At 41.8% G+C, this 25,507-nt stretch carries 23 protein-coding genes; 8 read left to right on the forward strand and 15 right to left on the reverse strand.

Going from position 1 to position 25,507, the window contains the following annotated elements; genetic code table 11:
- Positions 1-123: 123 nt before the first annotated feature.
- The 4 genes from gltX to HXT53_RS06035 form a co-directional block, all read right to left on the reverse strand.
- The gene (gene gltX / locus HXT53_RS06020; protein ID WP_421780187.1) at positions 124-1,686 is read right to left on the reverse strand and encodes a glutamate--tRNA ligase; all 1,563 of its coding nucleotides are present in this window, start codon (positions 1,684-1,686) and stop codon (positions 124-126) included.
- A 27-nt stretch (positions 1,687-1,713) separates the two neighbouring features.
- The gene (locus HXT53_RS06025) at positions 1,714-2,652 is read right to left on the reverse strand and encodes a hypothetical protein (protein ID WP_101887721.1); all 939 of its coding nucleotides are present in this window, start codon (positions 2,650-2,652) and stop codon (positions 1,714-1,716) included.
- 90 nt (positions 2,653-2,742) lie between these two features.
- Positions 2,743-3,375: a histidine phosphatase family protein gene (locus HXT53_RS06030; RefSeq protein WP_032841474.1), complete on the reverse strand. Its 633-nt coding sequence runs from the start codon at positions 3,373-3,375 to the stop codon at positions 2,743-2,745.
- Between the two features lie 23 nt (positions 3,376-3,398).
- Positions 3,399-3,908 (reverse strand): GtrA family protein, encoded by a 510-nt coding sequence (locus HXT53_RS06035; protein WP_016636012.1) that lies wholly within the window; start codon positions 3,906-3,908, stop codon positions 3,399-3,401.
- Between the two features lie 136 nt (positions 3,909-4,044).
- Between HXT53_RS06035 and HXT53_RS06040 the strand changes: the two genes are divergently transcribed.
- The 3 genes from HXT53_RS06040 (at position 4,045) to HXT53_RS06050 (ending at position 5,617) form a co-directional block, all read left to right on the forward strand.
- Complete coding sequence (locus HXT53_RS06040; RefSeq protein ID WP_101890006.1) at positions 4,045-4,392, forward strand: phenylpyruvate tautomerase MIF-related protein; 348 nt, start codon at positions 4,045-4,047, stop codon at positions 4,390-4,392.
- A gap of 240 nt (positions 4,393-4,632) precedes the next feature.
- Entirely contained in the window at positions 4,633-4,713 is an 81-nt protein-coding gene (locus HXT53_RS06045) for a helix-turn-helix domain-containing protein (protein WP_369278301.1), read from the forward strand.
- 7 nt (positions 4,714-4,720) lie between these two features.
- Positions 4,721-5,617, forward strand: coding sequence for a hypothetical protein (locus tag HXT53_RS06050; protein WP_285085017.1), 897 nt, complete (start codon positions 4,721-4,723; stop codon positions 5,615-5,617).
- A 51-nt stretch (positions 5,618-5,668) separates the two neighbouring features.
- On the opposite strand, the gene HXT53_RS06055 is transcribed toward HXT53_RS06050, so the two are convergent.
- From HXT53_RS06055 to HXT53_RS06100, 10 genes are all read right to left on the reverse strand, one after another.
- Positions 5,669-6,670, reverse strand: coding sequence for a DNA cytosine methyltransferase (locus HXT53_RS06055; protein ID WP_285085018.1), 1,002 nt, complete (start codon positions 6,668-6,670; stop codon positions 5,669-5,671).
- On the reverse strand, positions 6,667-6,885 hold the full coding sequence (locus HXT53_RS06060; protein ID WP_101887653.1) for a helix-turn-helix domain-containing protein: 219 nt from the start codon (positions 6,883-6,885) through the stop codon (positions 6,667-6,669). Before HXT53_RS06060 ends, HXT53_RS06055 begins: the two co-directional genes overlap by 4 nt.
- A gap of 79 nt (positions 6,886-6,964) precedes the next feature.
- Complete coding sequence (locus HXT53_RS06065; RefSeq protein ID WP_285085019.1) at positions 6,965-7,219, reverse strand: BRO-N domain-containing protein; 255 nt, start codon at positions 7,217-7,219, stop codon at positions 6,965-6,967.
- Positions 7,216-7,395 carry a phage antirepressor protein gene (locus tag HXT53_RS06070; RefSeq protein WP_285085020.1) on the reverse strand — a complete coding sequence of 60 codons (180 nt, stop codon included), beginning with the start codon at positions 7,393-7,395 and terminating at the stop codon, positions 7,216-7,218. Before HXT53_RS06070 ends, HXT53_RS06065 begins: the two co-directional genes overlap by 4 nt.
- 292 nt (positions 7,396-7,687) lie before the next feature.
- Positions 7,688-9,244 carry a branched-chain amino acid transport system II carrier protein gene (brnQ, locus tag HXT53_RS06075; RefSeq protein WP_285085021.1) on the reverse strand — a complete coding sequence of 519 codons (1,557 nt, stop codon included), beginning with the start codon at positions 9,242-9,244 and terminating at the stop codon, positions 7,688-7,690.
- Positions 9,245-9,457: 213 nt separating this feature from the next.
- The gene (argS, locus tag HXT53_RS06080; protein WP_421780192.1) at positions 9,458-11,254 is read right to left on the reverse strand and encodes an arginine--tRNA ligase; all 1,797 of its coding nucleotides are present in this window, start codon (positions 11,252-11,254) and stop codon (positions 9,458-9,460) included.
- Positions 11,255-11,374: 120 nt separating this feature from the next.
- Entirely contained in the window at positions 11,375-14,134 is a 2,760-nt protein-coding gene (valS, locus tag HXT53_RS06085) for a valine--tRNA ligase (protein ID WP_421780194.1), read from the reverse strand.
- 132 nt (positions 14,135-14,266) lie between these two features.
- A complete protein-coding gene (locus HXT53_RS06090) occupies positions 14,267-15,814 on the reverse strand; it encodes an ABC transporter substrate-binding protein (protein WP_101886620.1) in 1,548 nt (515 codons plus the stop codon).
- A gap of 238 nt (positions 15,815-16,052) precedes the next feature.
- Positions 16,053-16,754, reverse strand: a complete 702-nt coding sequence (gene nth, locus HXT53_RS06095) for an endonuclease III (RefSeq protein ID WP_004116115.1) — start codon at positions 16,752-16,754, stop codon at positions 16,053-16,055.
- Between the two features lie 31 nt (positions 16,755-16,785).
- Positions 16,786-17,559 carry a response regulator transcription factor gene (locus HXT53_RS06100; RefSeq protein WP_004114288.1) on the reverse strand — a complete coding sequence of 258 codons (774 nt, stop codon included), beginning with the start codon at positions 17,557-17,559 and terminating at the stop codon, positions 16,786-16,788.
- A 189-nt stretch (positions 17,560-17,748) separates the two neighbouring features.
- On the opposite strand from HXT53_RS06100, the gene HXT53_RS06105 reads away from it, so the two are divergent.
- Positions 17,749-18,474, forward strand: coding sequence for a hypothetical protein (locus HXT53_RS06105; RefSeq protein WP_004114286.1), 726 nt, complete (start codon positions 17,749-17,751; stop codon positions 18,472-18,474).
- Positions 18,475-18,574: 100 nt separating this feature from the next.
- Here the strand turns inward: HXT53_RS06105 and HXT53_RS06110 are convergent, their stop codons facing one another.
- Complete coding sequence (locus tag HXT53_RS06110) at positions 18,575-19,069, reverse strand: inorganic diphosphatase (protein ID WP_004105658.1); 495 nt, start codon at positions 19,067-19,069, stop codon at positions 18,575-18,577.
- Positions 19,070-19,497: 428 nt separating this feature from the next.
- Here HXT53_RS06110 and HXT53_RS06115 point away from each other — a divergent pair, with 428 nt between their 5' ends.
- The 4 genes from HXT53_RS06115 to pgl all read left to right on the forward strand — a co-directional run bounded on the left by HXT53_RS06115 (position 19,498) and on the right by pgl (position 25,424).
- A complete protein-coding gene (locus HXT53_RS06115) occupies positions 19,498-21,942 on the forward strand; it encodes an acyltransferase family protein (RefSeq protein ID WP_174190779.1) in 2,445 nt (814 codons plus the stop codon).
- Between the two features lie 96 nt (positions 21,943-22,038).
- Positions 22,039-23,619 carry a glucose-6-phosphate dehydrogenase gene (zwf, locus tag HXT53_RS06120; RefSeq protein WP_415696993.1) on the forward strand — a complete coding sequence of 527 codons (1,581 nt, stop codon included), beginning with the start codon at positions 22,039-22,041 and terminating at the stop codon, positions 23,617-23,619.
- Positions 23,616-24,569 carry a glucose-6-phosphate dehydrogenase assembly protein OpcA gene (locus HXT53_RS06125; protein WP_004114280.1) on the forward strand — a complete coding sequence of 318 codons (954 nt, stop codon included), beginning with the start codon at positions 23,616-23,618 and terminating at the stop codon, positions 24,567-24,569. Before zwf ends, HXT53_RS06125 begins: the two co-directional genes overlap by 4 nt.
- A gap of 33 nt (positions 24,570-24,602) precedes the next feature.
- Positions 24,603-25,424, forward strand: a complete 822-nt coding sequence (pgl, locus tag HXT53_RS06130; RefSeq protein ID WP_004114279.1) for a 6-phosphogluconolactonase — start codon at positions 24,603-24,605, stop codon at positions 25,422-25,424.
- The last annotated feature ends 83 nt before the right edge of the window (positions 25,425-25,507 follow it).

Raw genomic sequence — 25,507 nt, forward strand, 5'->3', positions numbered from 1 at the left:
CGCAACCGCGGCGTGTCGAAAATACGCTAAAACTCCTAAAAAACACAAAAAGCGAAAATGCAGAATTCCACTACATTCCCGCTTTATACAAAATCTACTTAAGATTTAAAAGCTATTTACGATTTACAAATGCTCACGCAATCCAGCCAAACGCGCCAAAGTCACGTCTTTACCAACAATTTCCATGGACTCAAACAATGGCGGAGAAACGCGACGGCCAGAAAGGGCCACTCGCACAGGGCCAAATGCCAAGCGCGGCTTGTAGCCAGCTTCCTCTACAAGCTTCTTGTTCAAAAGCTCGTGCAAAGAATCCGTATGCCAATCAGAAGCATCAACACTTTGCAAAGCAGCGAGCGCAGCATCAAGCACATCACCAGCAGATTCCTTAAGCTGCTTACGCGCATCGTCATCTGGCTCAATATAGCCATCTTCGCTCAACAAACTGCCAACCATTCCAGCAACTTCACCAAGCAAACGCACTCGAGGCTGAACAAGAGGAGCAGCAGCGGTGAGCACTTCACGCTCACGGTCAGTTAAGGCATCCCAATTGTCCGCGCTAACTACGCCATCCTTATGCAAATAAGGCACAGAGCGATTTAAGAAGTCTTGCGAATCAAGCATGCGAATATGCTCAGCGTTAATGGAAATTGCTTTATCCAAGTCAAAGTGTGCAGGGTTTGCCTTAACGTCTCGCACATCAAACTTTTCAATCATCTCGTCCATAGTGAACACGTCGCGATCAGGCGCAATAGACCATCCAAGCAAAGCCAAGTAGTTCAGCAAGCCTTCTGGAATAAAGCCGTTATCTCTATGCAAGAACAAGTTGGACTCAGGGTCTCTCTTAGAGAGCTTCTTCTTGCCTTCGCCCATAACGTAAGGCATATGGCCGTAAAGGGGAGTTTCCTTAGCAATGCCCATTTCCATAAGATAACGGTAAAGCACAATCTGACGAGGTGTGGAGCTGAGAATATCCTCACCGCGCAAAACCACGTTTACATCCATTAACGCATCGTCAACAGGGTTCGTAAGCGTGTAAAGTGGATCGCCATTCGGGCGAACAATCACATAATCAGGAACAGATCCAGCTTTAAAAGTGATTTCGCCACGAATTAAATCATTAAAAGTAATGTCTTCATTTGGCATCTTCAAGCGAAGTGCAGGCTTGCGACCTTCATCGCGGAAAGCTTGCTTCTGCTCCTCAGTAAGATTGCGATCGTAACCATCGTAACCAAACTCAGCAGGACGGCCAGCAGCAATATTACGCTCTTTAATTTCTTCAGGAGTAGAGAAGGATTCGTAAGCGTATCCTGCATCAAAAAGCTTTTGCGCCACATCTTTATAAATTTCCATACGCTGGGACTGGCGGTATGGCCCGTTATCTCCGCCAACGTCAATACCCTCATCCCAATCAATATTGAGCCAACGAAGAGCCTCAATAATCTGCTGGTAGCTTTCCTCGCTATCGCGCTCATTATCAGTATCTTCAATGCGGAACAGCAATTTGCCGTGAGTATGGCGAGCCTCCGCCCAGTTAAACAGCGCGGTACGAACCATGCCAACGTGAGGCGTGCCGGTTGGCGAAGGGCAAAAACGCACACGAACATTCTTTGGAAGTTCAGGCTTTGTGGATTTTGTTGCATTATTAGCAACTTCTTGAGTTTCCTCTGTATCAGTCATAGGTTCCATTGTGCCGCGCGTTACGGACGTGCCTATCTAGTCAAGCGCTTGCGTTGATTCCTTATTACCTTCCACATGCGCAAACTTTGCAGCAAGAGCCTCGCGAGACTTTCTATCGTCTTCTTCTTTTGCAAGCTTCTTAGCCTCTTCTGGATCCCAAAGTACGTCTTCCTTATGCTTTAACCATTCGCGCTCAAGCAATGGGGCTGCAATTTCAAGTAGCGTGCTCATACTATTTTCGCCAGTTTCGCCATCATCGCCACTTTTTACGCAATCAACAATCGCACGCCACTGATTATCCTTAAACATCATTCGCGGAACTCCCGCGCACTCACACACTTCGTTAATATATAGGAATATAGGCAAAGTTTCGTAAATGTTGCTTGTTTTTTCAATAAGACTTTTAAGAATAGACAGTATTGCTGTAATTTTTTGCGATTCTACAGAATTAAGTCCGCAAAAATCACACTCTTGTTTTGCGCATCTAAACGCATCTTGCAAGCTATCAACACTCCAATTACCTGCAACGCTTAAAGAATCCGCAGCACCGTTGATTGCGTTAACATCATTAGAAAGATTTGATTCAAGCTTGTTAAAAATAGCGCTAACATCATTCGTGTTATTTTCTAGCTCTTCTTGCGCTTCGCTGTAGTCTGGTTCGTAGCATAAATCCATATCATCGTAAGCGTTTGCAGCAGCCAAAAGCGCGTCAACTATCTCTTGAGGGCGTCCTGGAATTTCGTCTGCACCTTCATACACAAACTCTGCATCTGGAACAGTAACGTCTAAATCTGTAATAATTCGAGCAATAGTGCGAATCGCCCTAACCTCAAGATTTTCAGCATATTTTGCGTCATTATCTAAATGGCGAGCTTCGCTTAAAGGCCACAATTTAGTTAAATCCGCGGCCGACTTTGCAGCAGACTCAAGCAGACTCAAAGCCTTTGAATCCAGCTTTTCTACAGAATCACCCATAATAACGCTCCTTCGCATTAGCTGTAAAAAACAGTTTCTACGCATCTTTTATGCATATTTTAAAGTCTATTGCTTATTATTCCACACGTTCTATTGCACACGCGCAGCAGGATCCACATATGTGATGGAAAGCACATTCATATTTTCGCAATCATATGTAATTGACGTAATTGACGCCAAAGCCGTTTTGCGTAAAAGCATATTGTGCTCCGCATGACCCGTTTCTAACAAATGACGGTAAGACCATATTGGCGATTCGTGCGTTACAGCTACGATTTGTTCACCTGGGTGATTTTTCACTTGTTCGCACGCAAAATCGCCAACGCGTGCAGCAATACTCTTGTAGGATTCTCCCCAACTCGGCTTCCACAAGTTAGATACAAGCTTCCAATTGTTGTTTTTCCACAAAGCGCCTTCGCCGTAGCCGATTCTTTTCCCTCGAAAATTGTTTTCCGCTTCGATTAGACGATCGTCTAAAATAATCGGGCCAATTTGCAAAGCGTTTGCGATTTGTTGCGCCGTTTCTTGCGTGCGCTCCAAAGGAGACGAGTAAATCGCACTAATTCCGCGCATTTGTGGAACAGTCGCAATATATTTTGCTGTAGCGCAAGCCATTTTTAAGCCGCGATTAGATAAGTGAAATCCTGGGAGCCTCTCGTAAAGCACGTGATTTGGATTTTCCACTTCCCCGTGGCGCACAAAATGAATAGTCGTAGCTGGCATATTTTCTAAACCTACTTCCAAACCTACTTCCACCCTTTTGGAGTGTGACTTAACGACCATTCGCCCAACTTGTGAGCAAAAGTATTGTCTTTAGCGGCATCATAATCAGGTTTTTGCGACTTTGTGTCGTCTAAAAGCCACTTTCTAATAACAAAATTCCACACAGCTACAACAACTGTTGCAATAAGCTTGCCAATGTTTGTGCGAAGCATGTAAATCGCAGTACCACGCAAAGTTTGTGCCATTCCAAGCGTGCTAAGCCAAATAATCGCATCGTTAATAAGCAAACCAATAACTGCAGAAATAACAAAAATCAGCAATTCCATCCAACGAGCCATGTCTTCGCGGTGCTTAAACACGTACTTCATGCTGGCAATGTAGTTAAAAATAAGCGAGATTATAAAAGATATTGTTCCAGCAACAACGTTATTAAGATGCACAAGAAGAAGCAGGTTTAGCAATACTACGTCAATAATCAGCGCAATGATTCCTACGATTCCAAACTTAACAACCTGTTCAATAAGTTTTTTCATACATTCAATTAAACACGCGGAGGCTAACAATTCACTATAATTATTGCGTAACACAGGTTTATTATTGCGTAACATATGTTGCGCAGCACAAGTTTATAAACTTAAAAAATTCATAAAACTTAGCAAAGGAGCGATTATGCCAGTTATTCACACTCATGTTTCTGTAAGCACTACGCCAGAACAGCGCGATGCATTAAAAGCAGCATACGGCAAGGCGATTAGCGCAGTTCCAGGCAAAAGTGAGCATTGGCTTATGTGCCCGTTTGAAGACAATATGCCAATTTATTTTGCAGGAGACAATTCTAAGCCTGCAGCTTATGTTGAAGTGAACGTTTTTGGTTCTAGCGTGCCAGGATCTGCTTGGGAAAAGTTGACAGAGCAGATTATGGCAGCTTTGAATCGCGAGCTTGGCGTACCACAGGATCGCACTTACATTCGTTACACTGCAACAACTGACTGGGGTTGGAACGGCGGCAACTTCTAGTCGCAAGTCGCAAGTCGCAAACAATCACATCAAAAACCTAACCAAAAAGCCTACCTGTTTATTTCGGTAGGCTTTTGCTTTACAAATATTACTTTGCAAAATCTGTGCTTGTGTTAATTAAAATTTTTGCGATAGCGGCACCCAGTTCTCATCAAAATTTGCGAAGCATTGTACTGCAAACTGGAAGATATCATGGAAAACGTAGAAGAATAAGGAGATTTTAAATGATTATTAGAACATATGGTTGGATTATTGAAAATCTGCATCGCTTTAAGCTGCGATATTAGTGACATTATGGAAATACAAAAAGAAATGAGGTAAAAAAATTATGGCAAAAACATTTGGTCCCGAAGAACATAAAATATTATCACTGTTTAGTGCTGCCTCAACATTTTGTTATGAAGGAGAATTCTTTAAAGTAAATAATTCTGGAAAGCCAACCTGCAAAAAAGGTGAACCTAAAACTGATATATATGTAGAAGCTGTTAATAGTAACAACTGTGTTAAAGAGTTTAAAATCTCTTTTAAGCAAGAAAATGCTGAATTTCTTGAAAATAAAACCAATGCTGAGCGTGCAGAACAGTTATTCGGATCTAAGTGGCAAGAGATTATTATCAGCGCTGTGACTAAACTACAGAACGATTTTCAAAAAAGACCACTAATATACAAGAGTAAATTAGGTCGCACAGATAAAGGTGCTATCACACTTGGTTGGAAATTTGAATTATTAAATGTTAAAAGCGGTCAGTTAAGTGAAAAAATAGATCTTACTAGGCAACAAGTCATTGATGTCTATGCGGGTACAAACCTATCTGAGGATAAACGAAATGCATATGTTAATGACGTTATTATAAAAGACAGTGGAGTTGCAAACTTTATACTAGTCGAAAAAGATAATATAGACACAACTCAAGACGCTGCTAATTCGTTAATTGCCATTGATGATTACGTTGATCAGAATCCAAAGGTGTATTTTGCTTGTAAAGCGTTAAATTATCGTTCACTTAAAAATAAATATGATGGTAACAGACCTTTGGCAGTTTATGTAAATTGGTTCGTAACTAATGGAAAATTGGATTATGAATTAGTATTTAATAGACCCCTTTTGGAGAGGGGAGATGCTGTATATGAACGATTAAAATCAGCGTTAGATCTATTAGGCGTTTCTAATACTAATAATTTAGGTCTTGAGTTGATACAGCATACTGAATCTGTGAACATATAAGCATAGATAAGTGGTGGAAGCTTTAAACTCAGCTCCCACCACTTATCTGAATTATGATAGAACTTTTTTAATTGCAGTAGCTATTTCAAATGCCAAATTTACTGGTACTGCATTCCCAATCATTTTATAACCCGTATCCAAGCTATCATATATGAACTTAAAATTATCTGGAAATCCTTGTATTCTGGCTATTTCTCTTATAGTCATTCGACGATATAGAGATTCTTTCCCTTTTACAAACCTGCAGTCATTCATCCCAAATTTGATCATCTTGGGAGCCTGAGGATGAAGCTGGCATTGTCTTCCAGAAGCTTGCACTGTAAATCCTTGTTCATGCCAAGAACGAACTCTATTTCTGCTCATAAATATAGAGGAAAACGCTCCGACAAAATACTCATTGTTATTTATAGCAACTGGATTATGGTGATTTCGCTCTCTCGCTGGAATGGCAGTATCTTGCAAATCCCAAATAACATCTTTTAATGTTAGTTTCTTTTCATCATCCTCTGTAGATCCTTTTGGAAAAGAAAATTTTATATTTAAATCTTTTCTAAAGCCTATATAGAACACACGTTTTCTATCTTGTGCAACTCCATAGTTTTTAGCATTAACAAGCGTAAGATTCACATCATAGCCAGCTTCATTAAAAAGTTTCAGAATATTTTGGACCGCGCTGGAATGCCTATTGGCTAACATGCCGCTCACATTTTCTGCCAAAAAGAATTTAGGTTTAAAATCTTTTAATATACGAATATAGTCAAAGAAAAGTTTCCCTCTGTCATCATCTATGCCTCTCAAAGAACCGGCTTCTGACCAAGATTGGCATGGCGGTCCACCAATAATTCCATCCAAGTCTCCAGACAGATATTCAGAGATATCATTTTTTGATACTTTTCTAACGTCACCTTCGATTAAATGTGTTTTCGGATGATTAATCTTGAAAGTATCCCATATAGTCTTGTCAAACTCATTAGCTACTGGTATTTCAAAACCAGCTTTTTCAAACCCTAAATCTAATCCACCACACCCACTAAATAGGCTTAATACTTTCATTTATTTTCCTCTGCATGAATGATATCTATATCGAAAGCGATTCCCTTTTTCTTGCAGAAATCTTTTATGTCAGATAGTGCTTTATAGTTTGGTATAGCTTTGCCATTTTCCCATCTATTAACTGTACAAAAGGAAACATTTATCTGCTTAGCAAAGTCTTGTTGACTTAGAAGACTTTGTAATCTAATTTGTTTTATTTTATTTCTCACATCCATGAAAACCTCCTTAATTTATATACTTATTATAGCGTTAATATAGCTTTTAATCAAGTTTGCATTAATCAAATCCAAAGTTTTAACTAAGAGTTTTCCAGGTACCTGCAATATGTCCCTTAGACTTACTCCCATCAATTACTTCATCAAATCTCTCTTTATCAACTGTCGCTAACCACATTTTGAATGGTTCAGCTTTGGGAGATGGTATTGATTGAATAATGCGCAAAATTCCTTGTATATCAGCGGCGTCTGTCTCATATTTTTCCCCGTCAGACGATGCAAGTTTCAGTTGTCGACAAAATGTCGACAACTCACTTTTTTCTTCCTCACTCATGCGCTTTTTAGACGATACCAATAGTCTCTAGGATTCTTACTATCTGTCAAAACGGCAACCACATCCACTACCGAAAAATACCATTCTTCTTTTTCGTTATTCCAAGCGGAACATACTTGCTTACCCTCAAATAATTTAATTTCATTATTCACGTTATTTTCTCCATCTTCTACCATAATTAATCAGCCTCCTTTAGCTCATACCCAGCAATAATTACGTACAACAAAATTTTTGTATTACAAATATTGATTCTTGTTTTTTACAAAATAAAACATTACGTAAAACGTAAATCGCCCTAACATCTTCACTACACTGTGGTTCAACAATATCGTTTTATTGCTAAAAATAACATTATTTTCTTAAAAGAAAAATCAAAAAATCGCCATATCTTGTTACGTAAAATACGCACCAAAATATGGCGATTATTTATTATTACAACTATCTATACAAATAAATATGAATTAGTCACTAGGATTGATTGCCAAAATTAGGCTCGTCAACAGTAGACTTAGCAGATACAGCGAACGCATCCGACTCGTCAAAATCAGCATCGCTTGAAGAATAGTCATCGCTATTAGCAACACTACCTTCAAGATCTGGGCCAGCAGCTACACGAGCCACTTCTTCCATACCTTTGTTGTCACATATAACCATGCGAACATAGCCAACAACAAATCCAACAACAGCAGGGCAAACCCAAGCCATGCCAAATTCCGAGAACGGCAACCAGTTTTGAGCAACAATCAACATATCGTTCATATGCAATGCATTGCGCAAACCTGTTGGCAAACTATTCAAAAAGTCAAATACAGCTGCAACACCAGTAAAACCAAGTGTCCAAGAATACACGACTTTGGAATTTCCAAAAAGTCGACCGCACAAAGCCAAAAGAATCAATACGATTGACAGTGGATACAAGAACATCAATACTGGAACCGCGTATTCGATAATTGCGCTCAATCCAAAGTTTGCAAGACCAAACGAAACAAGCGTAATCAATACAGCCCAAACACGGTAGCTAGGACCCTTAGGGAATAACTTAGAGAAGGTTTCCGAGCAGCTTACGATTAATCCAACCGCAGTCTTTAAGCATGCAAGCGTTACAGTTGCAGCAAGCACGAATAAGCCAGCATTTCCAAGATGATAACGTGCAACTTGTGCCAAAGTTACGCCACCATTTTCCGCAGGTGGGAACAGAGCGCGGCTACGCACACCAACAACAACAATTGCAACGTAAATCAAAGCCATTAGCAAGCAGCTAAAGAATCCAGAGCGAGCAGTATTCACTGCCACATCTTTAGGATCTTTTACACCAAACTGGCGAATTGTGCTAACAACCACAATTCCAAATGCCAAGCTAGCTAAAGCATCCATTGTGTTGTAGCCATCTAAGAATCCTGTAAAGAATGACTTATTAACGTAATTTCCCATAGGAGCAGCATCTGAAGAAGCACCGCTTATAGGGGAAAATAGTGCAGTAAATACCAAAATCGCTAGGAATACAAGGAAGATTGGCGTAAGAACTTTACCAACCCACGTGAGTATGCCGCTTGGTTTCATAGCAAAGAAGAACGCGAGCGCAAAGAACACTACAGAGAACAAGAACAAGTACAATTGCCCATTTCCGTCTTGCGGAATAATTCGTTCCAAGCCAACAGTGTATGAAGTTGTTGCACAGCGCGGAATTGCAAAGAACGGGCCGATTGTTAAATAAAGAACGCATGTAAAGAACATGCCGTATTTTTTGCTAGCTTTGCTTGAAAGTTCAAAAAGACCGTTTGCGCGACTCATTGCAAGAGCAGTAACGCCTAGCAATGGCAAGCCAACGCCAGTAACAATAAAGCCGATTGCCGCAGGCGCAGAATTGTTTCCTGCGTTAGCACCAAGGAATACTGGGAAAATCAGGTTTCCAGCGCCAAAGAACATGCCAAACAACATGACCGCCACGTACGCGGATTCAATAATTGTCAAGTTCCTTTTTTTCGGGGCACTGTCTGTGCTGACACTTTGTGTTGTGACGCTCATGCTTACACCTCCTATATGGTGAAAATTGTTTAAGCATATTATTTAACGCATTGAATAACAAAACTGAAACCGAAAAATAATATTAGGGGGTATATTAATAAATCGCATGTACTTAATCGAAAAAAATTTGCAATTTCGCGCGTGTCTTTTTGTAAAAATAAAAGGACGCTAACATAAAAGCTAGCGTCCTAAATAAAGGGCAAATGCGCTAAATCACATCTTGTCTGGAGCAGAAACTCCAAGCAAATCAAGACCAGTTGCAATTACAGTACGCACAGCATCGTTAAGCTTTAAGCGAGCTGCAGCGCGTGCTGGCTCTGGGCACTTTGCAATGCGCTGAGCTTCACGCTCTGCCTCTGGCAATCGATTTTCTGGGTCGCTCAACTCCATTGGCACTACGCGCTCAAGGTTGTACCACTTGTGGTAGCTTGCTGCCAAATCCTCAAGATAATGCGCAACGCGGTGAGGAGCGCGCAAATCGCCAGCTTGTGCAAGAGCTGCAGGCCATTGAGCCAAAGCAGCAAGTACTTCGCCATCTGCCTCAGTATTAAGCAAGCTTAAATCAGCTCCGTCTGCACTAATTCCAGCGTCTGCCGCGTTACGAGCCACATTGCAGCTGCGTGCGTGAGCGTATTGCACATAATACACAGGATTATCGTTGCTGTGAGAAGCAAGCAAATCCAAATCGATATCAACGCTTGTGTTGTAATCTGTGCGAGCAAGTGAGTAGCGCGAAGCGTCAACGCCAATTGCATCAACTAAATCGTCAATAGTAATAACGTTTCCAGCACGCTTGCTCATGCGCACAGGCTTGCCATCCTTCATAACATTTACCATCTGGCCAATAAGAATCTGCATATTTTCGCCAGGATTGTCTCCAAAAGCCGCGCACATTGCCATCATTCTGCCAATATAGCCGTGATGATCCGCGCCGAGCATGTAGATTGCTATGTCTGCAGGATTCTGTTCGCGGTGACGCTTGTTGCGATAGTATGCGATATCTGCAGCAAAGTAGGCGTAATTGCCGTCGGACTTAATAATTACGCGATCCTTGTCGTCGCCATGCTTAGTTGATTCGAACCAAGTCGCGCCATCTTTTTCGAAAATGTCTCCGCGAGAACGCAAGTCTGCAATAGCGCGCTCAACTTCGCCATCCTCGTACAAGCTGTTTTCATGGAACCACACGTCGAATTTCACACGAAAATCGTGCATCGACTTGCGAATTTCCGCAAACATCATTGGAACTGCGCGCTTGCGGAACTCTTCGCGCTGCTCGGAATCGCCTTCGCCAAGAGGCAAACCTTCTTCATCTTTTCCAAGATCAATTCGTGGCAAAGAAAGAACGTCAACACCGTCCGCATTTGCTTCTTTTATAACAGCGTCCGCGATTTCGTTAATATACGCGCCTTTGTAGCCATCTGCAGGCGTTTCTTCGCCATGAGCTGCAGCAACTAAAGACTTAGCAAAACGGTTGATTTGCTCACCATGATCGTTGAAGTAGTATTCGCGCACAACTTTTGCGCCGTTCGCTTCCAAGACTCGAGCCATAGAATCGCCAACCGCAGCCCAGCGAGTTCCACCAATGTGGATTGGACCAGTTGGGTTTGCGGAAACAAACTCAAGATTCAAAGTTTTGCCGCTTAAATGCGTATTTTTGCCAAAATCCGCGCCATGTTTTAATACTTCGTCAACAACAGCCGCTGCAGAAGCAGAATCAAGCGTTATGTTAATAAAGCCAGGGCCTGCCACTTCTACGCGCGCAATACCTTCTGCTTCTTGCAAACGCTCGGCAAAAAGTTCAGCTAAATCGTGAGGCTTCATACCAGCTTTTTTAGCGAGTTGCATAGCAACGTTTGTAGCCCAATCGCCGTGTGCGCGATCTTTTGGTCGCATAACTGCAAGTTTTTCGGCAGCAGGAATCAAATCTTCTGTTAAACTGCCAGCTTTACCGCTTGCTACTAAATCTTTAGCAATTTTTTCAATTAATTCACTTAAGCTTTCTGGATTCATGGTTTACAGTCTAGCGTTACCGCGCGATGCTTAGTATTTACAATACACAAAAAGCGCTGGAGTCGAAGATTGACTTCCAGCGCTTTTGTTTTGCGACTAATTATTTTCGACTACTTGCAACTACTTCTTTTTTGCAGGAGCTTCACCGAGTTCGCTTTGAGCAACAGAAACATTTACATTAGTTGCTTCAGATTCCGCAGATTCAGATTCAGAAGAATCGCCAGCATCCGCAGACTTAACAGCGTTAAGCTTTACTTCTCCAGTAACGCGTCCCGCTTCCGCAACGTCATCCAAAGTCTCCTCAACAGACTTATAAGCGTTTTCTGCTACGTTCAAAGTTACTTGCAAAATAGGAGTCTTCATAGAAACTTTTGCTTCAGACTTAATCTTGCGCAAAGCAGCCAAAGCTTCGCCCGCGTAAGCCAAAGTGTCTGCAGAAACACCGTTTGCAGCAGCCTCATACGCCTTAGCGCATGGCCAGCTAGCACGATGTACAGAACCTTCGCCGTCATGCATCCAGCTCCACACTTCTTCAGTAGCGTAAGGCAAGTAAGGAGCAAGCAAGCGAGCCAAAGCGTCGAGTGCAAGGCCAAGAGTTGTGCGAGCAGACTTTACAGCAGCTTCGCTTGGAGTGCGTCCAGTGGATTCTGCAGTACCGTAAGCACGATTCTTTGCAAGCTCAATGTAATCGTCGCAGAACTCCCAGAAGAAGGTTTCGATTGCTTCCAAAGCCTTGGAATGCTCGTAAGATTCAAGCGCATCAGTTGCGGTACGAATAACGGATGCAAGCTTTGCCATAACAGAGCGATCCAATACTTCCGTAACGTCTGCAAAATCCCAATCCGCGCTGGCAGACTCAAGAACCTGATGCTCCTCGTTTTCGCGACCAATTGCGAGCGCAAACTTCGTAGCGTTCAAAAGCTTAATCGCAAGGCGGCGGCCAATCTTCATTTGACCTTCGTCGTAAGTTGCATCCAAGCCAAGCTTTGCAGAAGTTGCCCAGTAGCGCACAGCATCCGCACCAAACTCTTCGATTGGCTTATTTGGCACAACCACGTTGCCTTTAGATTTAGACATCTTCTTATGGTCAGGATCAAGAATCCAGCCAGAAAGCGCAGCATGCTTCCAAGGCAAGCATCCGTTTTCAAGATGCGCACGATCAACCGTACTAAACAGCCAAGTACGAATAATATCCTGGCCTTGTGGACGCAAATCCATTGGGAAAGTAGCCTTAAACAAAGCCTGATTTTCCTCACCTGGCTCTTCCCAACGAGTCACAATTTGTGGTGTTAAGGAAGATGTAGCCCAAGTGTCCATAATATCCTGCTCAGCAGTAAAGCCATTTGGCTGGTCTCGCTGAGATTCATCGAAGCCTTCTGGAACGTCAATAGTTGGGTCGATTGGCAAACGATCTTCGCTAGGCGTCAAAGGATGCTCGTAATCCACTTCACCATTTTCATTTACTGGATACCAAAGTGGGAATGGCACACCAAAGAAGCGCTGGCGAGAAATAAGCCAGTCGCCATTCAAGCCGTGAACCCAATTCTCGTAGCGCACGCGCATAAAGTCTGGGTGGAAGCTAAGTTCTTTGCCGCGCTCAATAAGCTCAGCATTCAGCTTTTCGTCCGTGCCGCCGTTCTTTAAGTACCACTGGCGAGAAGTGACGATTTCCAAAGGCTTATCGCCCTTTTCGTAGAAGTTCGTCATACGCTTTGTTGGCTTTGGTTCGCCTTCCATATCTCCAGCTGCTTGCAAAGCTTCAACAACTTCCTTACGGGCAGAGAACGTGGTTTTGCCAGCAATTTTCTCGAACATTTCGCGGCCAGACTCGTCCGTAATCCAATCAGGAGTAGTCATAACAATGCGGCCGTTACGCTGAATAATTGGTCGAGTTGGCAAACTCAAGTCGCGCCACCACTCAACGTCGGTTACGTCACCGAAAGTGCAGCACATTGCAATGCCAGCGCCCTTGTCCATTTGAGCTGCAGGATGCGCCAAAATCGGGACCTTCACCTTAAACAGCGGTGAGTAAACTTCCTGACCAAAGTACTTCTTGTAACGCTCGTCGTCTGGATGCGCGATCAAAGAAGTGCATGCAGCAAGCAATTCTGGGCGCGTAGTTTCAATATAAATTGGCGTACCATCTTCAAAGCGGAACGCAATCTTATGGTAGAAGCCAGGATATTCGCGCGCTTCAAGCTCAGCCTGCGCAACTGCAGTCTGGAATGTAACATCCCACAAGCCTGGAGCGTCTTTCTGATAAGCCTCTCCACGAGCAAGATTGCGCAAGAATGCTTTTTGTGCAACTCGGCGAGGCTGCTCGCCAATAGTGTGATAAGTTTGCGACCAATCAACAGAAAGACCAAGCCTACGCCACAAAGCTTCAAAAAGCTTCTCATCTTGAGAAGTCAAGCGCTCACAAAGCTCAATAAAGTTCTGTCTGCTTACAGGAACCTGATCCTTAGCTTCAATCTTCTTGCCTTCAGTGCCTTCAAAAGGCGGCTTAAAATCAGGGTCATACTTCAACGAAGTATCCACTCGCACACCGTAATAATTCTGCACGCGGCGTTCTGTTGGCAAGCCGTTATCATCCCAACCCATTGGGTAGAAAACGTCAAAACCTTGCATGCGCTTATATCGTGCAATAACATCCGTATGCGTGTAAGAAAATACGTGACCAACGTGCAAGTGGCCACTAACGGTTGGAGGTGGAGTATCGATAGAATACACGGCCTTACGATCGCGAGAATTATGGAATGCGTAAGTCTTAGCTTCGTCCCAATTACTACGCCACTTGTCTTCAAGACCATCAACGCCAACTTTGTTAGGAAGCGGCGTTAAATGTGCGTGTTTTACTGTGTTATTATCCTGTTCACTCATGAACTGAATATTAGAAACTCAGCGCGACAACGTCAATATTTTTACAAATATTTGTAAAAATTATTCAAATCAACGGTTGCTGGCGACTAATCCCAAACCACACGCACTTATATTCCTGAAATAATCTTGGATTTATTTTACGTTTACATCGTGCAATGGTAAAAGTTGATCAGTCATGTTTGTAGGATATCCACTAACATTAGATTTAGCTACCACAATGCTCTTTCGCGCATACATCCAGTTCGAAACAGCGTAATTATTCAACTCTTTAGCATACTGTTTGACATTTGACTCATATCCTTCTGCATTGGTTGATTTCATTGCCTGTGCAAAATATTTCTGCGACTCATGATCTTGGAACAAATAAGTAGACTTTGTATCTGCATACGCTCCAGAATCCAAAGTGTGATTCATCCATGTGAGTGCTAAGTCATATTTACCATCATGAATTCGCTGTTTCATAGTGTTCTCATCTACTTCTTCGACATTCACACGGAAACCGCCGGTAGCGTTTAACTGAGAACCAAGCGCATTACCAATATTGCTCATTCCAAGAGGTACGAGGAATGTAATTTTACCAAGGTAGGCAGCAGAGAAATATGAGAATAGAGATCGAGCTTTTTGAGGATCGTGTGGATAAGTGCCACTTAAATCCTCGTATCCTGGCGACAATGGGGAAATTGGTCCGCGCACAATTTGACCACCAAATGGATCAGCCGATAAAACAGTGCTTACATCCATTGCGTAACTGCTTGCCCTACGAACGTGCTGATCGCAGAAAATAGACGATATTCCAGTGTTATAAGCAATCATTCGTATTCTAGTGCTCTGACCTTCAACAAGTTGAGTATTTGGCATTGACGCCATACGTTTGTTTTCATTGCCATCAAGAGGAACAGCCATTTGAATATCGCCATTCTGCATGGCATTTGCTAAAGATGTATCGTCATTAAAGTATTTAAGAGTTATGCTAGCGCAGCCAGATGCTGTACCCCAATATTTGTCGTTTCTCACAAGAACAAGGTCTGAACCTTTACTATAGCCGTTAACTTTAAAAGGTCCTGTTCCCATAGCGTCTGAAGCGTAGTTTAATGAAGCGCGAGTGTCATATACAATTCCAGCTCTACCTGCTAATCTTCGCAGCAGTAATGGATCTGGCATTTTTAATGAAATGTTTAGAATATCAGGTCCTGAGTTAGATACGCTTGTAATATTCGTCAACTTTTCATAGCCTGGATAGCTTTTTGTAATACCTTGTTGAAGTGATTGCAGTACGGAGCCAGAGTCCATTACGTCTCCATTTGCAAACTTCACGCCTGAACGAATCCTAAACTTATAATTCAAACCGTCGGAAGATACGCTCCAAGACTGAGCAAGACCTGGTTTTAAAGCATTATTGCCGTCTCGTTTAATAAGCGTTTCATAAACGTTTTCAATAAGAGCTTGTTGCAGTGAATCACTGTCGTCAGTCCTAATATCTAAGGATGCTGGGGCTGTACGCAAGCCTATTTTTAAAACTGAGCCTGATGCTGGAACAATACTTTCTGGAACTATTGATCTTCCATCTAAAAATCGCCATCCACCCCATGCAACAACAGACATAATGGCAATTAAGACTATAAAAATAACCCACGAGGACACGCCTTTTTTAGCTTTTTTTGCATAACGTGCTTTTCTCATATGTGATCCAGATGAGTATCTTTCAAATTCAGACATAGCCAACAGTGTATATCATCGATTGAATCATACGTAGAATTTATGCAGAAAATAATCTAAAAATACCCTAAGAATATTCTAAAAGTTAATTATATGAGATATTAGAAAAATCCGTTACGACAACCACAACGCAGCTACGACAAAATCCACGACAAAACCTACAACATAACTACAACATAACTACAACATAACTACAACATAGCTACAACGAAACAGATGGGCACAGAAATCTTAGAGGGCAGTCAGCACAATGCGGATTTCTAGCTGTACATATTTTTCTACCATGAAGAATAAGGCGGTGAGACAAATTAGTCCATTCTTCTGGCGGAAAATAAGATGTAATTTCACGCTCAACTTTTATAGGATCTGACTTAGCGATTTTCCAATCGCTTCTCCATCTAAGCCTTGACGTCACACGCATAACGTGGGTATCTACTGGAAACCCTGGGATACCAAAAGCATTGCCCAATACAACGTTTGCTGTTTTTCTTCCTACACCTGGAAGTTTTGTAAGATCATCCATATTATTTGGAACTACACCATTGAAATCGTCCATAAGTTTTTGCGAAAGCTCTATAATATGCTGCGATTTTACTCTATAAAATCCAAGTTGATGGATGATCTCTTGTACCTTATATATTGGTGCGCGCGCTAAATCTTTTGGCGTAGGATAAGTTCTAAAAAGTTGTTCCGTTACAATATTTACACGTCTATCAGTGGTTTGTGCGCTAAGAACAGTGGCTATTAGTAGTTCAAATGGATTTGTAAAATTTAATGCACACTTTGGATTCGGTATTTCTTCGCATAAAATCCTATACTCTTCGCTCATCCTAGCGATTTTTTTAGATTTTCTAGAATTGGAAGATGATTCTTGACTACTATTCACGCTTTGTAATTTAACCAATATAATAAACCACTAATCCGCTACAGGAATTCTAGTCGGAAGCCGCCGACGAATCATTATTATCAGAATCTGTAGAATCTACAACTTCATCCTGAGACTCTAAAGGATCGAAACGATACCCAACATTCCTAACCGTTCCAATAACATGCTCATATTCAACGCCTAATTTCGCTCGTAACCTACGAATGTGAACATCTACTGTACGAGTTCCACCGTAATAATCGTAACCCCAAACCTCTTGAAGTAAGTGAGCACGAGTGAATACTCGCCGAGGATGCTGAACAAAGTATTTAAGAAGCTCAAATTCTTTATACGCTAAATCAATAGGCTTTCCATGCAAACTAACCGTGTAACTCTGCGTATCTACGACTAAATCCCCAGAGCACATTTGACCGCTACTGTTAATTTCCACGCTACCAGAATCAGCTACATGTTCTTTAGAAGTAGATTCAGCCGACCCACCCCGTTGAGAAGCTAGTCTAAGTCTGCCTTCTACTTCGGCTGGAGAAGCGGTTGTTAGCATAACATCGCTAACACCCCAAGATGCATTAACAACCGTGAATCCGCCTTCTGTAAGAATTAAGATAACAGACATTGTTAAATTAGAAGCACGAACAATAGAGCATAAAGATTTCGCCAAAGACAAATCTTCTCTAGCATCTACAAGAAGAATAGTGTTTTCTGGCATCTTAAGCATACTAGACGGTTCCATTGGGAGCACTCGCACTCTATGCGAAAGTAGAGTCAAAGATGGCAAAACTTTTGCAGGCGCGGCACAAGAGGTCATCAATGTAATATCCGTCATATTGATACCTCCAGAACGCATAGAATTGAATAACAAATTCAAAATCAAGCTGTTAAAAGAGAATTGTAATCCATACTTAAGATACTTAATAAGAATCGAAGCATGCAAGTGTACGCTTACATATAAAATAAGTTAATACGGCTAAACATTTTATTAAAATTATCTTATAAAACGCGATAGGAGCGTAATATGAGCAACGATAACATCGCACATAATGCAATGCACAATCACATTACGATTATTGTAACTCAATTCGTTGCTATAGCTCTTTTAGCAATTGCAGCCATTCTGCCAATAGCAACAACAAAAGCCGTTATAACCGTTTGCGTGATTATTCTTCTTGCTCTAGTTACTTTCTGGCCGTTACAAGGTTCTACAGCAGATAAAGCTATTCCGCTTTTTGCCGGAATCGCATCCATGTGGTGCGCGACATTAGCTTTAAAAGGTTGGCTTCCTAGCAGCGTAATAGATAATACAGAAGTTAGTATGGATAAGTTCATTGCAGCTATTCACCCATATGAACGTTGGGCTGTTAGCTTTGCTCTAATTCTTGTTGCTGCAACTTTTGTTAGCTTTGGTCGTCAAATGCTTAGGGAAGAGAGATCTAATCTGGTAAGAAATATTTCACATTCTCTTACAGCAAGTATCGCTTGTGCAGCTCTTCCAGGATGGCTTTTTTTGCCTTCGATTATTCGTTTCACATTCTCCGTGCGTATTCTAGAACTTGGCATACTGGTAGCAGTATTGGGTTTGCTTGCCGTGATTGTTCTAGCTGGACTTTCTCATCTTTGGGTTAAAGATGCAAAATACAATACTGACATGCTTTTGCCACAAGTTGGTACTGCCTTGATTCCCGTGATGATGGGCGGAATGGTTGTTTACGCAACTGGTTTAGGAATGCTACTAATCGCTTAAATTTTTTAGAATAAAAAAAGTGTCTAACACATAAAAATGTGTTAGACACTAGCAAACGCGTTTCTAAAACGCTCGGAAGATTCGCGACTAATATCGAAAACTACTTTTCGCTTTCTTCAAGACGCTTGCGAGCTGCGACAATTTCCTTTTCAGCCTGCTCAACTCCAGCCCAGAAGTCACCAGGAAGAACTTCCTTACCTGGCTCCAAAGCCTTGTACTGCTCGAAGAAGTGCTTGATTTCAGCCTTGTGATACTCATTCACGTCATCAATATCCTTGATGTCGTCGAAACGAACATCTGCTGGAACGCACAAAACCTTATCGTCTCCGCCAGCTTCGTCAACCATGTGATACAAGCCAACAGCGCGGCACTCAACAACGCATCCTGGGAACACAGAGTTTGGAATCATAACAAGAGCATCGAGTGGATCGCCATCTTCGCCCAAAGTTCCATCAATGTAACCGTAATCATCTGGATAACCCATAGCTGTGAAAAGGGTACGATCCAAGAAAACGCGACCAGTTTCGTGATCAACTTCATACTTATTCTTGGATCCGCGTGGGATTTCTACCACAACATTGAATGTTTCTGCCATGTTTACTCCTTAATGCGTAAAACACACTGTTTATCAATCTAACGTTTATACACCTAAATTAGACTGTTCAGTCTAACTCTAGCGCGCAGCAAAGAGCACGTAAAACGCGTTGTATAACATTGGCATTTTAGCAAACAAAAGTCGAAAGCAACCGCACTAAAAAATAGCAGAGAAAAATCTTAATAAAAACGAATAATTACCTTGAAAAATATTTAAATCCATATTAAAAAATTTCATAAAACTTGCAAAAAACATAAGAAAAATCAAGGAAAAACTAGGGAAAAACTAAGACACGCTATAACTAACTACAGTGTCTTAATACGTAGATAATATGACTACGTTTTGGGCGATGTTAGTCATAAAACAATTCATACCCACATCATGTCCACAACCAAAATTAAACCACGTATTAGCAAGTTGCAGGCAAAATGACAGAGATAAACAACGCAGCTAACACTACAAGCAAACGCAACGCTGCAATAGATGGCATGCGTGCTATTGCTGTTATTGCGATTGTAGCGTTCCACCTACGTCCAATAGTACTTCCAGGAGGATTCTTGGGAGTAACAATGTTTCTTGTTATGGCTGGATACTTCAGCACTGTATCTCTGCTAAAAATGTTTGAAACATCAAATGCGCAAAAGTCGCCAGCAACCAGCGAACAAACCAAAACACCGGTAAAGTCTAAAATATTCGCCTACTTAAAATACTTGTTTAAACGCGTAAAACGAATTTGGCCATCTACTATAGGGATTATTGCTCTGAGCGCCCCACTAATGTGGCTATTTTCACCAAGTCTTTTAACAAAACTACAATCTGACGCACTAACAGGCGCTAGCTTTACAAGCAATATGGCGTATATTTTGCGAAAAGTATCTTACTTTGAACAATCAGGACTACCATCCCCAATAAAACACCTTTGGTATTTGGGACTTATTATGCAAATCTTTGTATTTTGGCCGATTATACTATGGGTGATTCTTAAAATTGTGCACTCTAAATTTGTAAGAATGTGCGTTACGGCGATTCTTATGCTTGCATGTTCGTTGGCAAACCTAGCAATTACGATTTTTTATGGAGATGGCCAAACCATTGCGCGCGTGTATTACTCTATTGACACTCGAGCTGGAGAATTCTTAATTGGTGCATTACTAGCAATGTATTGCACATGGTTTAGCGAACGTTCCATTATCAAAATTATTGCAGATGCTTGTAAATATATTGTTGGAAACAAAAGCAAAAAAACACAAATCGAAAAAATAGAGGATTCATCAGAGATAGAAGCGCAAAATACACAAAATACGCAAAATAAAAGCCAATCCTCAGAAGCCTCGATACCAGACGATTTACTAGCAGGATTGCAAGTAAACATGATGGAATCTGATAAAGATGGCGAATATGACGAATCCGATGAATCTAATAATGAAATTGCTGGGGAAAAGTGGCAACAAACCAACGAATCAGAAAACACTGATAAAGTAAAAACTGATCTAAAAAATAAATCAGAATCTGGTAAATTCGCAAAAATAGCAAAAACTCTTCAAAAACCTCTAAGCACACTACAAAAATCGATTATAGGATTGGCTGCGTTAATTTTTATTCTATGGTGCTTATTGAAAGAAGACGGTTCAAAAACCTGGATTGTTTACGGCGGATACACGATATTCGCAATAGTTTGCGCGATTTTAATGTGGTCCTGCCTACAGAAAAATAGTATTTGCACTAAAATACTTGAAATTGCTCCACTGAAATATATAGGTCTAAGATCTTTTGCGATTTACATAGTCCACTTCCCTATTCTAGAAATACTAAACCCTGCTACAAGAACCACACAGATAACTCTTTGGGAACAGGCAGGGCAATGCGTAATAGTTATTATTGCAGCAGAGGTTTTTTACAGAATATTCGAGATGCCTCTTGCAAATAAGCATATAACCTTTAGTATTAGCCAGAAAGACGATATTATCTCGGACAATATCGACGCGAAAAACCCTGATTTATCTCCTGATTTATCTTCAGATACGTTAAACGTTAAAAGTAAGAATATAAGATTGCCGTTTGTTTTAAGAAGAACGGTAATAGTGATTTGTGCAATAGTTGGGCTAGCAATAATTGCAGCGCCAGTTAACTGGAATAGTATTGCGCAAGCGCGAGCTATACAATTAAGACCAGAATTAAACGCGCAAGACGCGAATACTCAAAACAAAACTGCACAAAACAAAACTGCACAAGAAAAAAATTCCGCTAATACGAAGAAAAAAACAGGCGGAAAGCGCGAGAACATAGAAAAACAAACGCTTCCAACAAAACCATCTGACCATAGGATTCTCAACCCGATTGCAGAAAAAGTGCCAGAAAACATAAATACAAAACCATGGAAAATAGACTCAAAACGCAATGTTTGCACTGCAGACATAACAATGGTTGGAGATTCCGTAACAGAAGGCGCAAAACCATACCTTATGCAAGCATTACCAAACGCTTGGATTGACGGAAAAGTGAGCAGACAAATATTCCACGGAGCGGAAGATTATCAGCAAGATTTAGTTGGGAAACACCCTGGAAGCGTTGTAATCTATGAGCTTGGAACAAACGGACCTCCTAGAGACGAATCTGTTTTGCAAAATATGGTAAATGTTACAGGCGGCAAACCAGTGTATTTTGTAACAACCCGTGTTCCACAGCCTTGGCAAGACGAAACAAACGCAAGACTGCGCGCTTTTGCAGCGAAACGCAAAAACGTTGGAATAATAGACTGGTATGGTTTAAGCGCAGGACACTCCGAATTCTTAACAGACGATGGAATACATTTGACTCCTATTGGAGGTCCACAATACGCGCAAATGATAAGACTAGCCGTGTGCGGAGGATAATTTACTGGTAAATCCTAGTGAGAATCATGGTAAGTCCTGCGCAAATTTTGGTAAGTCCTGCGCAGCAAATCAAGTCGAAACATTACGATGGTATACATGACTGAATTAAGAACCACAATATTCTCGACTGCGCATAGCGAAGAAACAACAGCTTGGAAAAATCCGCTACGCGATCCACGAGACTTGCGTTTGGCTCGTATTGCAGGACCATGTAGTTTAGTAATATTCGGAATTACTGGCGATTTAGCGCGCAAAAAACTTATGCCAGCCGTATACGATTTGGCGAATCGAGGGCTTTTGCCACCTGGATTTGGTTTAACGGGCTTCGCAAGACGCGACTGGACAGATGAACATTTTGTAAACTTTGTGCGTGAAAATATTCAACAACATTGCCGCACACCATTTCGTGAATCAACATGGATTAACCTTGCTAAAGGCATACGTTTTGTTCGCGGAACATTCGACGACGCAAGCGCATTTGAGCGCTTAAGCAAAACAGTAAGCGAATTAGACAGAGATCGCGGAACTCGCGGAAATCACGCGTTTTACATGTCGGTTCCGCCTTCTAGCTTCCCTGTTGTGGCACAGCAGTTAGCAGCATCGGGGCTTTCACATTCCTCCGAAAACGCGTGGAGACGAGTGATAATAGAAAAACCTTTTGGTCACGATTTAACAAGCGCACAAGAGTTGGATCGCGTAGTTTCCGAGGTTTTTGACCCTAATTCTGTATTCCGCATAGACCACTATTTAGGCAAAGAAACTGTGCAAAATTTGCTGGCTTTTCGTTTTGCAAATGCAATGTATGAGCCAATTTGGAACGCTAATTATGTTGATCACGTTCAGATTACTATGGCAGAAGATATTGGCATAGGCGGCAGAGCTGGATATTATGATGGGATTGGAGCAGCCAGAGATGTTATTCAAAATCATCTGCTGCAACTAATGGCTCTTACTGCTATGGAAGAGCCAGTAAGTTTTAGTGCTAGTGACTTGACGGCTGAAAAAACTAAGGTCTTGTCTGCTATACGCTTGCCTAAAGATTTAGCAACAAATACTGCGAGAGGTCAATACGCAGAAGGTTGGCAAGGATCGTATAAAGCCGTTGGATATTTGCAAGAGCAAGGAATTAGCCCGGATAGCACTACGGAAACATACGCTGCCGTGCGTTTAGACGTAGACACTCGTCGCTGGGCTGGAGTTCCGTTCTATTTGCGAACCGGCAAGCGCTTAGGAAAGCGCGTTACAGAGATTGCCGTGATTTTTAAGCGCGCTCCACACTTGCCTTTTGAGTCCACTGCTGTGCGCGAACTTGGTAGTAATGCGATTGTGATTCGCGTTCAGCCAGATGAAGGCGTAACAATGCGATTTGGCGCAAAAGTGCCAGGCGGAACATCTATGGAAGTTCGCGATGTTTCTATGGACTTTAGTTATGGAAGATCTTTTACAGAAAACTCTCCAGAAGCCTACGAGCGCCTTATTCTAGACGTTTTACTTGGCGAGCCACCGCTTTTCCCAACTACACAAGAAGTTGATTTAAGTTGGAAAATCTTAGATCCTATTGAAGATTTTTGGAGTTCGCTTGGTACACAGCCTCAGCCATACCGTGCTGGAACGTGGGGTCCAGCGGAAGCTGACGCTATGCTTGCTCGCGATAATCGCCATTGGAGGCTGCCATGATTATTAATCTTCCTAACACAAACACGTCTAAAATCTCTGCAAAAATCGACGAGCTTCACGAAGAGCGTGGAGAATCTGCAACTGGACGCGTGCTAACTCTTCTTATTGACACCACTCTTAAAGATCTTGAAAACGCACTGGGAGCAGCAAATGCAGCTAGTCGCGAACACCCTTGTAGAGTTATTGCCATTGTTCGCGAATCACAAGTCAATATAGCAGATTCACAAAGCGAAGAAACGCCAAACTTAGACGCGCAAGTACGCTTTGGCGCAGATGCTGGAGCTGGGGAAATCATTATTCTCTACCCTCATAATGGCTTAGTTCGACATCCAGATACGCTTGTTATTCCTCTGCTTGTTCCAGACGCGCCGATTGTTGCGTGGTGGCCTACAAATGCACCAGAAAATCCTGCTAAGGACTTGCTTGGAACTATGGCAAGTAGCAGAATCACTGATGCTCAAAATGCGGACAATACCCTTGAAACTGTGAAAAATTTGCGCAAAAACTGGTCTTCTAAAGATGTTGATCTTTCTTGGACTCGTCTTACTCCTTGGCGTGCAATGCTAGCTTCTATGCTTGATCAGCCTCCGCATTTACCTGTTATTAGCGCTAAGGTTAGCGGTCCAAAGCATTATGTTCCGATGCATTTGCTCGCACAATGGCTAAAAATATCGCTTAATGTTCCTGTTGAAATTGTTGAGGATTCGAGTGCGCATGCAATTACGGAGGTAAGTCTTAAAAGACAAGATGGCGTGCTTTCTTTGACTCGTCCTTCTGGAGAAGAACAAGCAATGATAAGTCTTCCAGGACAAGCAACACAGCCAATTGCAATGCCAATTAGATCTTTAGAAGATTGCTTGAGTGAGGAGTTGCGTAGAATCGATCCAGATGAGATCTATGCTCAACTTGTTCACGCAGATTGTTGCACAATGCAAGATAACGAACTTTAATACAACGGGTAAAAAATAATAAAAGGATTCATTATGGCTGAAGATTTTAGATTTGCGCATAACGCAACAGTGTACGGCTACGATAATCAAGATATTCTAGCTGCTGTTGCTGCGCAAAAACTTGTGACTTTGATTATGCAATGGCAAAACAATGTTGAAAATCTTAATAAGCCATTCCATCTTTTGCTAACAGGTGGAACAGATTCTATTCGCATGTTTCAAATGTTAGCTAGCAACCCATTGCTTCCAGCAATCAACTGGTCCAATGTTCATATTTGGTGGGCAGATGAACGTTTTGTAGCTTATAACAGCGACGATCGCAATGCGCTCAAGGCTCGCGAGCTACTTCTTAATATGCTTAGCGATCACAAAGTTTTGCAGGAGTCTCATATTCACGAAATGCCTGCAGATGATCGCAATGCGCAAGAAGTGGCGAATGCTGGCGATGCTGAAAACAATGCGATTTTAGACGCAGCAGCACGCGATTACGAAGAAGAAATTATAGGTTTACTAGGCAAAGAGCCTGTGTTTGATTTGGCAATTCTTGGCATGGGACCAGACGCACATATGGCTTCACTTTTCCCAGGATTGCCGCAAATTCATAATCGCGATCGCATAGTTTTAGGCGTGAATCACTCCCCTAAGCAACCGCCAATGAGATTAACTCTTAGCGCACCCGTGCTGGCTCATAGCCGCCGCACTTGGTTCTTAACGGCTGGAGAGCAAAAAGGAAAAGCTTTAATGAACGCGCTTTCTTCGGATAATAACCCAGATTATCCTGCGTCTTTTGCCAACGGCACGGAAGAAATCGCATGGCTAACCACCGCAGAAACTTTGCACGCTGCAATTCAGTAATCTGCATAATATTCAGCAAGTCAAAAATTAAATGCGCTACATAAATTGGCGCAAATGCGAAAATAGCATGTTTAAAACATGGC

It is taken from the genome of Gardnerella sp. KA00390 (assembly GCF_049244075.1).
Lineage (GTDB): Bacteria > Actinomycetota > Actinomycetes > Actinomycetales > Bifidobacteriaceae > Bifidobacterium > Bifidobacterium vaginale.